The organism is Anaerolineales bacterium (genome assembly GCA_022866145.1).
Taxonomy (GTDB): domain Bacteria; phylum Chloroflexota; class Anaerolineae; order Anaerolineales; family E44-bin32; genus PFL42.
Genome location: JALHUE010000061.1, coordinates 1 through 10,069, shown reverse-complemented (window position 1 = coordinate 10,069; position 10,069 = coordinate 1). Strand labels below are relative to the sequence as shown.

Annotated in this window: 12 protein-coding genes; 3 read left to right on the top strand and 9 right to left on the bottom strand. The window is 66.4% G+C overall.

What is annotated here, in order from left to right:
- Positions 1 to 132: 132 nt before the first annotated feature.
- The gene (locus MUO23_01750) at positions 133 to 639 is read left to right on the top strand and encodes a hypothetical protein (protein ID MCJ7511677.1); all 507 of its coding nucleotides are present in this window, start codon (positions 133 to 135) and stop codon (positions 637 to 639) included.
- Positions 640 to 718: 79 nt separating this feature from the next.
- A complete protein-coding gene (locus MUO23_01745) occupies positions 719 to 1,372 on the top strand; it encodes a 50S ribosomal protein L25 (GenBank protein MCJ7511676.1) in 654 nt (217 codons plus the stop codon).
- Positions 1,373 to 1,428: 56 nt separating this feature from the next.
- On the opposite strand, the gene MUO23_01740 is transcribed toward MUO23_01745, so the two are convergent.
- From MUO23_01740 to MUO23_01700, 9 genes are all read right to left on the bottom strand, one after another.
- Positions 1,429 to 2,010: a CoA pyrophosphatase gene (locus MUO23_01740; protein ID MCJ7511675.1), complete on the bottom strand. Its 582-nt coding sequence runs from the start codon at positions 2,008 to 2,010 to the stop codon at positions 1,429 to 1,431.
- A gap of 119 nt (positions 2,011 to 2,129) precedes the next feature.
- Positions 2,130 to 2,993: a tRNA (adenine-N1)-methyltransferase gene (locus MUO23_01735; protein MCJ7511674.1), complete on the bottom strand. Its 864-nt coding sequence runs from the start codon at positions 2,991 to 2,993 to the stop codon at positions 2,130 to 2,132.
- A 46-nt stretch (positions 2,994 to 3,039) separates the two neighbouring features.
- Positions 3,040 to 3,714 (bottom strand): methyltransferase domain-containing protein, encoded by a 675-nt coding sequence (locus MUO23_01730; GenBank protein ID MCJ7511673.1) that lies wholly within the window; start codon positions 3,712 to 3,714, stop codon positions 3,040 to 3,042.
- 100 nt (positions 3,715 to 3,814) lie between these two features.
- A complete protein-coding gene (locus tag MUO23_01725) occupies positions 3,815 to 4,705 on the bottom strand; it encodes a diacylglycerol kinase family lipid kinase (protein MCJ7511672.1) in 891 nt (296 codons plus the stop codon).
- A gap of 11 nt (positions 4,706 to 4,716) precedes the next feature.
- Entirely contained in the window at positions 4,717 to 5,055 is a 339-nt protein-coding gene (locus MUO23_01720; protein ID MCJ7511671.1) for a hypothetical protein, read from the bottom strand.
- Between the two features lie 555 nt (positions 5,056 to 5,610).
- Positions 5,611 to 6,873, bottom strand: a complete 1,263-nt coding sequence (locus MUO23_01715; GenBank protein MCJ7511670.1) for a S41 family peptidase — start codon at positions 6,871 to 6,873, stop codon at positions 5,611 to 5,613.
- 104 nt (positions 6,874 to 6,977) lie between these two features.
- Positions 6,978 to 7,796 carry a hypothetical protein gene (locus tag MUO23_01710; protein MCJ7511669.1) on the bottom strand — a complete coding sequence of 273 codons (819 nt, stop codon included), beginning with the start codon at positions 7,794 to 7,796 and terminating at the stop codon, positions 6,978 to 6,980.
- Positions 7,786 to 8,442 (bottom strand): pyrimidine 5'-nucleotidase, encoded by a 657-nt coding sequence (locus MUO23_01705; GenBank protein ID MCJ7511668.1) that lies wholly within the window; start codon positions 8,440 to 8,442, stop codon positions 7,786 to 7,788. The genes MUO23_01710 and MUO23_01705 overlap by 11 nt, the downstream gene beginning before the upstream one ends.
- On the bottom strand, positions 8,435 to 8,728 hold the full coding sequence (locus tag MUO23_01700) for a hypothetical protein (GenBank protein MCJ7511667.1): 294 nt from the start codon (positions 8,726 to 8,728) through the stop codon (positions 8,435 to 8,437). Before MUO23_01700 ends, MUO23_01705 begins: the two co-directional genes overlap by 8 nt.
- Before the next feature lie 73 nt (positions 8,729 to 8,801).
- Between MUO23_01700 and mutL the strand changes: the two genes are divergently transcribed.
- On the top strand, positions 8,802 to 10,069 hold a 1,268-nt coding region (mutL, locus tag MUO23_01695; GenBank protein MCJ7511666.1), incomplete at its 3' end, for a DNA mismatch repair endonuclease MutL.

Here is a 10,069-nt window from a genome sequence, read left to right as displayed (position 1 = left end):
TCTGCATACGCTACTCTCGCCAGTGGGTTGCACATGCAAGTAGAACTGGAGCCGTTGACGAGCACCCAGCGAGCAGGTAGAATCCCATTTCGTCCGGGGCTCCTCTGCTGGCCACGTTGGAGCCCTGTCTTCATGAGCCGAGGTGAGACTGTGCAGAATTCGGGAGGGACTGGCAGCGCACCGGAGGTGCGGGCTGAGGTTGTGGCGGTCCGCGGTCCGGTCGGGGTGATCGAGGCCGACACGGTGACCATCCATCAAGGGGGAGCCAGCGAGGTCCGGGCGATGCAGGTCGATATGCACTTTTCCGGTGCCGGCACGATCGACGGCGAAGTCGTCCACCTGGACGAAGCCGCCGCGATCCTTATTCGCGGCGATAGCGTGATGCTGGTCGAGAGCACGGCCGGCATCGTGACTGCCGGAGAGGTACACCTGGACGGCTCGCGCGCGGCGCTTGTGGCAGGAGGCACCGTTTATGCCCATGGCACCAGCACCGGCGTGCTGCTTGCGCGCGAAGTCCATGGGGACGTGAGCACGGTGCTTGACACGCGGGGCGCATTGCTGGCCGGCATCGGCGGCGGTCTGATGATCGGGCTGGTGTTGCTGGTAGGGGGGCAGTTCAAGGGCCGCTGCAGAAGATGATCGCCACCGCTGAGTCCGGTGAGCATTTGGAGCGAGGGTAACCCCGTCCGGGGGTGAGAGGCGCTCGGGGAGATTCGAGATGGCAGGTTTGACGCTGGAAGCTGCAAGACGCAAGACTACAGGCAAGCAGGTCCGTGCCTTACGCCGGGAGGGCAAGCTGCCGGGTGTGATCTATGGTGCCGGCATCGAGGCCACACCGATTGAGCTGGATGCCCGCCAAGCCAGCAAAGTGCTGGGGCGCACCACCCGGGCGACGCTGGTGGACGTGGTGCTGGAGGGGGAGACGCACCCGTCGCTGGTTCGCGAGATCCAGCGCGACCCGATCCGGCGAATCATTCGGCATGTCGACTTACTGAAGGTGGCCATGGATCAGACGATCCGGGCTGAAGTCCCGATCGAGCTGATCGGGGAGGCCCCGGCGGTGAAGACCCTCGGCGGGGTCTTGGTGGCGGGGGTGAATGCCATCCAGGTCGAGGCCCTGCCGGCCAATCTGCCCGACAGAGTGGTGGTCGACTTGAAGGTGCTGGTCAACATCGATGATGCCATCACCGTCGGCAGTCTGTCGCTCGGGGCGGGAGTCGAGGTGTTGACCGACTCTGATTCGCTCGTCGCCCGCGTGATCTACCAGGCGGAAGAGATCATCGAGGCGCCGGTTGTGGCGGCCGTGGTGGCTGAGCCGGAAGTGATCAGCAAGCCGACGAAGGAAGAAGACGAAGACGAGAAGGAAAGCTAGCCGCCCTTCGGACTGGCTGGATCTGCCGGGCAGGATCTTCGGATCCTGCCCGGCGGTCATTTCGCCGAAGGCTCAAGCAGGCGCAGGAAATCGATGACGATCCTGGCCGTCGCCCCCCACACGACCTCGCCTGCGTACGGTTGGAAGGTGATCACCTCCACGGGCTGGCTGCTTCCGGGAAGGCTGAGCGTGCGGCGAGTGTGGTTTTCGTGCTCGGCCAGCCACGCCAGGGGGATTCCGAACAGGCGGGCGACTTCGCATTCGTTCAACTTGAGCGGCGTCGGCCAGCGGACCCGTCCGACAATGGGGGTAACCCAGAACCCGGTGGCGGTCAGGATCGGCGGCATCTCCCCGAGCAGCTCGACCTGGTCAGGTCTCAGGCCGATTTCCTCCTCTGCCTCCCTCAAGGCCGTCGCGGCCAGATGAGGGTCCGCCGCCTCAGCCATGCCCCCGGGGAAGCTGACCTGACCTCGGTGGTGCTCGACGCTGTCCGTCCGTCGCGTAAACAGGAGCCACCAGGCGTCATTCTCCTGGTACAGCGGCAAGAGCACCGCCGCGGCGCGACGGCCGACCTTCGGGGATGCTCCGCCGGTCGGCAAGAGGGCGGCCTTCAGCCAACCGAGCCAATCGACCTGCATTCCCACCCTCTATCCGTCCCGCCCGCCTCGCCGGCAGGGCGCGATGCTTTCTGCCATCGTACGCTTGCGACAGCGATCCGACCCCGCCGAGGGGCTGGAGGTGTTGAGGAGCCCGGGCATCAGTCGCTGTCGATTCCCTCAGTCGCGGCCGGGGAAGGGTCAAACTCAGCGGAAGCCTGGTCGAGTTCTGTGGGATGGGTGGCCGGCGTCTGCGCCACGGCCCGGGCGAAGACCAGGTACCCGGTGTGCGCCACCATCCGATCGACCGGTCGCAGACGAGCGGGAACGGTCTTGTAGAAGCGCTGCAGGATCTCGCACACATCGATCTGGGAGAAGCCGTGCAGGTTCAGGCCTTCGATCAGGCTGGAGACCTGGTTGGCGGTCGGCAGGATGGCGCCGATCACGCCGCCGCCGTGCAGCGCCTGGCGGGCCTGGTCCAGGTAGTTTTGTGGATCCGGCAGATCGAGAAACAGCGCCTCCAGCCCGGCCACAGGGAATCCTTCGGCGATGTCCTGTAAGTGAAAGACGACGCGATCCTGCAGACCCAGGCGAGCCAGGTTGGATTTGGCCAGAAGCTGCATGTCTTCACGCCGGTCTACCGAGTGGACCTCGCCCTGCGGACCAACCATCCACGCCAGGGCCACGGTGAGGGCACCTGATCCTGTGCCGGCCTCTGCCACCCGCATCTCCGTCCGGATCGCCATGCGGAGCAGGATGTAGCCCAGGTCTTTGGGGAAGATGATCTGCGAACGCCGCTTGAGATGCAGCAGGATTTCGTCCAGCGTGGGCTGCAGCAAGACATAGGGCGTGCCGAGATGGGAGTGGCAGGTTGTCCCCCATTCGGTGCCGATCAACTTGTCATGCGGCAGCACGCCGCGATGGGTCTGCAATTCGGTGCCTGCCGCCAGACGCAAGATGAACCGCTTCCCATCGGCGCCGATCACCAGCGCCAGATCGCCCTCGTCCGCCCTCGCTTGAGCCACCCTAACTCCTGTCCCCGGCCCATTCTACTTGCTCCACGAGAGCCTGTCAGGGCTTGGTGGCCACGATCCTGAGGACCTCGGCGGCGGGCGCGGCGACCGGTTCGGTCTGCAGGCGGAATCCCTGCGCTTCGAATGGCTGGGCCCAGGTGGCGGGCAAGGCCGGGGTCTCTCCGGTAAGCTGGTACAGCCCCTGCAGGAAGCGGTCGGGCAGGCTCTTGGGCGCGATGCGCACGCCGGCGATGATGACCAGGATCCCGCCCGGACGCAAGACGCGCCTGACCTCGTCAAGGGTGAGGGGATCGAGGATATATTCCGTCGGGAACGTGGCCAGCACGGCCTGGAACGATTCCCCGGCAAACGGAAGCGCCTGGGCCATGGCCCGTGCCACATTGGCGGGCAGCCGGTCCCTCCGCAGGCGGCGAAGCGCGATTCTCCCCATCTGCCGCGAGCGGTCGACGCCCACGCTCGGTTGTCCTTGGCTGAGCCGGCGCCAGAGCAGGTGTCCCGGGCCATGGCCGAGCTCGAGGACCGGCCCAGGCGGCAGGACCAGCAGCCCGGTCTGCTGCCAGTCGCTCCAGCGGCCGAAGGAGACCAGCCAGGCGACAAGGTCGTACGCCCAGGCGAACTGGGTGTAGAGCAGCCCGAGGGCAATCCGCACCAGCCAGAAGACAGACCGCCGCACTCGGCCGGCGGCGCGGCCTGGCACTACAGGCTCGGGCATCAGGTGCTGCGTCCGGCGCGAGGCGCAGCCCCGCCGGAGCCGGCGGGGGATCCCTGGACGGTCAGCCAGGCACGGAGAACCGCGTCAACCATCATCAAGATTAGGGGCAGAGCACGTCCAGCCGAGCGGGGAGGACCTCGTACGAGATCTCGCTCAAGGCTTGGGCGCGGATCTCCCCGTCAAGCTGGATGGGCGTCGGGGGATCGCAGGAGATCTGCAGCCGGGTGCAGTGGTGTTGCTGGATGGCGGGATCGCGCACGAAGCTGCCATTGATCGTGCGCGGCAGCAGGCTGAGCATCTTGCGCCGCGTGGGCGCGTATCCCAGGACGAAGGTCAGACGCCCATCGGCCGGGTCGGCGGCAGGCGCCATGCGGAACAGACCACCGGTGAGTGGGCAGTTCCCGACCGACACCAGGCTAACTGGGCCGTCGTACTCCCCCTCGTCCCAGGCAACGCGCATGCTCCAGCGCGGTTGATCGTTGATCGCCCGCAGGGCTGCCACCAAGTACCGAAGGACCCCCTGCAGCCGGACCATGCGGATGTTGTAGAGCGTGACGACAGGTTCAAGCCCGACCGCAGAGTTGTTGGCGAATACCCATTCGTTGGCCTTCCCCAGGTCGATGCGGCGGGTGTTGCCGGCGGCGATTGCCCGGGCGCTGCCGGGCAGATCCAGCGGCAACCCCAGGTTGTGCACCAGGTCGTTGGCGGTGCCCAGCGGCAGGATTCCCAGGGGACCGAGAGGGCCATGCGGGCTCACCCGGTGGAGACCATTCACGACCTCGCCGATTGCGCCGTCACCTCCGGCGACGATGATCGGGGAACATCCCTGGCGCGCCGCCTGCTCTGCGAGCTCTGTGCCATGCCCGGGTCGCTCGGTCTGCACCAGATCGAAGGCGATGCCGGCCTGCCGCAGGGCGGCTTCAGCTTCGGCCCGGCGCTTGAGGGCTTTCCATCGCCCGGAGTATGGATTGAGGATGACTCTAGCCTGCATCTGCCATCTTTCTAGAGCTGCGTCAGCCAAAGGCCGGCGACGGAGAAGCAGCTCAGCAACCCCGTCGCATCCAGCAGCGTGGCGATCACGGGCGCCGACATGACCGTCGGGTCGATCCCGAGCTTGTCCGCCGCGTCGTCGTCACCCAGCTCCTCGAGCAAGTGGGGCATGGCTGAGATGTCGAGCTCCGAAAGCTGCGGGGCTTCTTGCCGATCATCGAGGTCCAAGCACGCACCCGCCCGATCCGCCGGGTGCAGCCGTACCAAGGCCGCAATGGCATCGTTCACGCGCCAGTTCTCGAGCGCCTCCCGGATGACCTCCAGCGTCTGGTCGATCTTGTTCTCTTCCATAGACCACTCGATGGTAGGCGGGATGCGGCCGGCCTGCCAGCCGGAAAGATTCTGTCCCAATGCCGCAAGGTGCGCCAGCCCCGCAGGCATCGGCTCTGGGGCGTGGACACCCCCTCGAGGGACCGAGACGCCCGGCCGCGAGCAACGGCGCGAGCCTTGGGATTCTGAGGCCGAGGCCTCCGGGGGGATATCGAGAACCGACAGCCTCGAGGCGGATGGCCTTTGGGAGCGGTCCTGCGCAGGCTGCGGCCTTGGTGGCCCGAGGCTTGAAACGCACCGGGGCTGGCATCCCTGCCCGCCCCGCCTGACAGCCTCGAGGGAACCGGGCAGGCGAGGGGCGCTCGGCGGATCGCTCTCGAGGCAGGCGCGGGGCTGTGGGCCTCCCCCGGCATCAGCTTGAGGAGAGTGGGCGGGGGAGGGAGGCAAGCGGCGGGTCTGTCCCGGGGAGTGGCAGGAGCTCGCCCGGCCCACGCCAGCTCGCGCCACTCTCGATCCGGCGGGTGGCCTCAGCCAGCTGCCGGAGCCAGGTCCCGGCTCCCTCGATCGCCGCCCGGGCTACCCGCCGGAGGGGGAGCCGCCGAGCAGCGCCTGGATGGCGGCCTCTAGCTGCACATCGCGATCGGCCTGCAGGTCGACCTCCGTCGGCTCGACGATGATGTCCGGCTCCAGCCCGTCGTCGGCGATCTGGCGACCCTTAGGCGTGTACCAACGCGCGACGGTCACGCGCACTGCACCCTGGTCATTCTCGAGTGGGATCCAGTTCTGGACGGAACCTTTGCCATAGGATTGGCTCCCGACCAGGATCCCGCGTCCGATGTCCTGCACGGCGCCGGCCACGATCTCCGAAGCCGAGGCCGTGCCGCCGTTCATCAGAATCGCGAGTGGGATCTGGGTGGCGGATCCTCCGGAGCGGGCCCGGTATACCTGTTCGGTCCCATCGCCAAAGCGCTCGGTCAGGATCACGCCTTCATCGATGAACTCCGAGGCGACCTCGATCGCCGTAGAAAGGTAGCCGCCGGTATTGCCGCGCAGATCGAGAACCAGTGCTCGCGGGTTCTGGGCGAGCAGCTCCTTTAGGCTCCGCCGCAGCTCAGCGGTTGTGTCATCACCGAAGGTGAACATCCGGACGTAGCCGATGCCTTCATCCATCATGCGGCTCTCAACGCTGGGGACCGTGATGCTGGCGCGATCGAGGCTGACTTCGAACGGCTCGGGATTGTCCTTGCGCAGGATCGTCAGGCGGACCGTAGAGCCGGCCGGCCCCATGATCCGGCGAATCACCAGGCTGCCGTCCCGCCCGGTCATGTCCTCCCCATCGACTGCGATCACCGTATCCCCGGGCAACAGACCGGCCTTCTCTGCCGGGGAGCCGGGCATGGGCGAGACGATCACCAGGTATTCACCGTCCGGGTCCACCCAGGCGCCGATGCCTTCATACTCCCCTACCAGCTCGATCGTCGCTTGCTCGTACTCATTGGGATCCATGTAGGTTGTGTGCTCGTCGCCGAGAGCTTCGAGCATGCCGCGGATCGCGCCGCGCATCAGCGCATCGTCGTCGAGCGGCTGATCGACGAACTCCTCGTGGGCGATTCCCCACGTTTCCCAGAACGGGGCGAACAAATCGGCGAGCGTCTGATCGGATTCTCCGGGCGAGGCGGCGGCCGGCAGGGGAGGCGCCACCGGCTGAGGAAGCACGGACTGAACGGCGGACTGCAGTGCAGGGGTACTGGCGCCAATCACAACCCCGCCGGAGATGAACACGGCGGCGAAGAGCAAGCCGATCAACACACCTAGCAGGAGGCGCAGCAGCTTGGTCATAGACAGTCTCCAATCCCTGATGACTACATTCGTACTTGCTGGATTGTACGCGAGTCCTACGGCCGCCAGGTAAGGACTGGGTTAACGCTCAGGAGAGGCCAACCCTAGGCGGCAGCCAGCCCATGCTGGGCAAGCCAGCGATCCACCAGGCCAGGGTAGCCGCGGTTGCCGACGCTCTCGGTGTATTCAAGCAGGGCCCGTCCATCGAAAGGGTACAGAGGGTGACAAGAAGTGGGCCAGGCGCCCTGAGGAGCCTCAACCACAGCTGTCACCAATGGAGCCAGGACGTCCGCCCGGTCGAGCGCCGGGACCACTTCCTCGGCTGTGATGATGACCGTCCTGGCGATCAGGCTGAGTTCGCGGTCGACCCCCAGGTTGCCTCCGATCTGGGCATTGCCACCGGGATCGGCCTTCAGGGCGTGAATCACGGCGATATCGCACTCGATGGCCGGGAAGGCGATCAGTTCCTGCCCGCTATAGGGATCGGTCACAGTGCGTACATCGGGACGCAGTCGGGGCAGATCGGTGCCGATCCAGGCCAGCGAGGGCATGAATCCAACCCCGGCCATGGACGCCCGGAGACCGCTTGCCAGGCTGGCCTCCGTCTCCTCCAGGATCCGGAGTTCCCCCTTGCCGGCGGCCTGCGTGAAGTGCGGCGCCAGTCCGAAGCTCTCCAGGCCGAAGTAGCAGGTGCGAGTCGTGGTGATCATTCCTTCCCCCACCAGCAGGTCGCCTTCGACTCCGGAAGTGAAGGACAGCAGCGTGAGATCGGAGGGCGTGCCGGTCTCGCGGTGGCGCAGAAGCAGCGCCAATGAGAAAGCCATCGGGCGGCGGTACAGTGTCACCCCGCCGAAGGCGATCGAGGCGCCGTGGGCGGGGACCAGTTCGGCGGCCTGGCGCAGGCCGATTCGCTTATCGCTCATCAGCCGATCTCAGCGAAGGGATGGCCTCCGGCAGGCGGTGGATCCGGTCGAGGCGGTGGTGGATTCCCCCCTGGGGGGACTCGGGCCCGACATAGACCGTCGTCATCCCCAGTCCAGCCGCCGGATACAGATTGCGAGGCATGTCATCCACCAGGACGCAGGCTTCCGCCCTGGGGCAGCCAGACAGCTCCATCGCCCGCAGGTACGAGGCGGGTTCAGGCTTGTTCACGAACTCAAGGGCATAGATGTCGATGATCCTCGCCACACAATCCCCGATGCCCAACGCATCCAGGACGCGCTCGGCATGCCCCCGGTCGGCGTTCGTGAACACCACGCGTTGAACCTGCAGGCTTTCCAGCATCGTCTGCAATTCGCGGTCAGGGAGGAGGTAGTCCGTCAGAGGGATGTCGTGAACGAATCCCAGGTAATCCGCCGGGTCGATCTGGTAGTGGATCCGCAATCCGTTGAGGGTGGTTCCGTAGCGGGCGAAGTAGTGCTGGCGCAGGCGGACGGCCTCGACCTGCGTAAGCCCGAGCCGCTCGACCATGAACTGGGTAATTCGATCCCCGATGGCATGCCAGACACCGTTGCCGTGGGGATACAGAGTGTCATCCAGGTCCAGGAACAGGGTTTGGAACTCAGTCATCGAACGGCTGATCCTTGGTCCAGACGCGGATGTTGTCGCTGGTGGGGGCGGGAAGACGCCGTCCGCGCCGCACCCACCAAACGGCTGCCGCCATCAGTCCGAGGCCAACGCCGAGGAGAGGCTCGAGCCACACATCCCGGTACAGCGACCATCGCCAGAGCAGGAAGAGCGCCGGCAGGGGGAGAACGAGAAGCACCCTGCGCCGTTGTTTGAGCTCCACCCGGAGCATGGCGATCGACACCAGACAGGTCAGGGCTGCTAGGACGACAACGGTCTGCCAATCCATACGGGCAGTATATGCACCGCCGTAATGCGTGTCAATCCGCACGGGCTGGGGCTATAATCCCTCGACGAACCGCATGGGCATTCATCTCCTCCATCAGGCCGTCGCTTCCGCCATTGCAGCCGGCGAAGTCATAGAACGGCCGGCTTCTGTGGTCAAGGAGCTGATCGAGAACTCCTTGGATGCCGAGGCCGGCCACATCGAGATCCGCCTCGAGGCGGGGGGGCTGCGGCTGATTGAAGTCGCGGATGACGGCGCAGGGATCGCGGCGGGGGACATGCCGCTGGCTTTCTCGCGATTTGCCACCTCCAAACTGGCGACTCTCGACGACCTTTCAGCCATCTCCACGCTGGGCTTTCGCGGCGAGGCCCTGGCTTCGATCGCCGCTGTCTCACGGGCTTCGCTTTCGAGCCGTATGCCACAGGCTGAAACGGGCCTGCGCCTCCAGGCCGAAGCCGGCCGGGTCAGCCAACCGGAGAGGGTGGGGATGCCCGCCGGGACGCTGGTCGAGGTGCGGGATTTGTTCTTCAATGTGCCGGCCCGGCTGAAGTTCATGCGCTCCGAGGACTCCGAGCGCCGGCGGATTGTCTCCCTCGTGTCGCGCCACGCCCTGGCCTACCCGCAGGTCGCCTTCCGTCTGACCGTCGACGGCCGGGAGAGTCTGCACACCGACGGCAAGGGGCAGGCGAAGGACGTGCTGGCGGAGATCTACGGGTGGGAAGTGGCGCGCGACATGCTCCCGCTGGGCCAGACGGTCGAGGGCGCCGTTCAGGTAGACGGGTATGTCAGCCCACCGGCGGTGCACCGCTCAACGCGCCGCGAGGTCACGCTGTTTGTCAATGGACGCTGGGTTCAGGACGCGGGCCTGGCGGCAGCCGTGGTCCAGGCCTATCACGGCTTGCTGATGGTCGGCCGTTACCCGATTGCGGCCGTCTTCGTTCGGCTGCCGGCCGACAGCATCGACGTTAATGTGCATCCGGCCAAGGCGGAGATCCGACTGCGCGACCCCAGCCAGGCATTCGTCGCCATCCAGCGCGTGGTGCGGGCGACGCTTCTGGGCCACGCCCCGGCCGCCGATCTTGGCAGTTCGTCCAGTCCAGAGTGGCCTTCCCCGGTGGTGGCGCCCGATTGGATCGCGGCCCAGACCCCGCTTCCCGGCGCCGGGTCCCCAGGCGCCGGGGCGGCGCCAGCGGCCTCCCCCTGGCTGCCGTTGCTCCAGCCGATCGGGCAAGTCGGGCGCTGCTATATCGTCGCCGAAGCCCCGGATGGCGTGTATCTGGTGGACCAGCACGCGGCGCATGAACGGGTGCTGTTCGAGTCGTGGATGGGCCAGCAGGCGCAAGG

Coding starts and splice junctions, on each gene's coding strand:
- MUO23_01700 (MCJ7511667.1), bottom strand. CDS start 8,728: ATGGATTGGCAGACCGTTGTCGTCCTAGCAGCCCTGACCTGTCTGGTG.
- MUO23_01745 (MCJ7511676.1), top strand. CDS start 719: ATGGCAGGTTTGACGCTGGAAGCTGCAAGACGCAAGACTACAGGCAAG.
- MUO23_01725 (MCJ7511672.1), bottom strand. CDS start 4,705: ATGCAGGCTAGAGTCATCCTCAATCCATACTCCGGGCGATGGAAAGCC.
- MUO23_01720 (MCJ7511671.1), bottom strand. CDS start 5,055: ATGGAAGAGAACAAGATCGACCAGACGCTGGAGGTCATCCGGGAGGCG.
- MUO23_01715 (MCJ7511670.1), bottom strand. CDS start 6,873: ATGACCAAGCTGCTGCGCCTCCTGCTAGGTGTGTTGATCGGCTTGCTC.
- MUO23_01750 (MCJ7511677.1), top strand. CDS start 133: ATGAGCCGAGGTGAGACTGTGCAGAATTCGGGAGGGACTGGCAGCGCA.
- MUO23_01710 (MCJ7511669.1), bottom strand. CDS start 7,796: ATGAGCGATAAGCGAATCGGCCTGCGCCAGGCCGCCGAACTGGTCCCC.
- MUO23_01730 (MCJ7511673.1), bottom strand. CDS start 3,714: ATGCCCGAGCCTGTAGTGCCAGGCCGCGCCGCCGGCCGAGTGCGGCGG.
- MUO23_01705 (MCJ7511668.1), bottom strand. CDS start 8,442: ATGACTGAGTTCCAAACCCTGTTCCTGGACCTGGATGACACTCTGTAT.
- MUO23_01740 (MCJ7511675.1), bottom strand. CDS start 2,010: ATGCAGGTCGATTGGCTCGGTTGGCTGAAGGCCGCCCTCTTGCCGACC.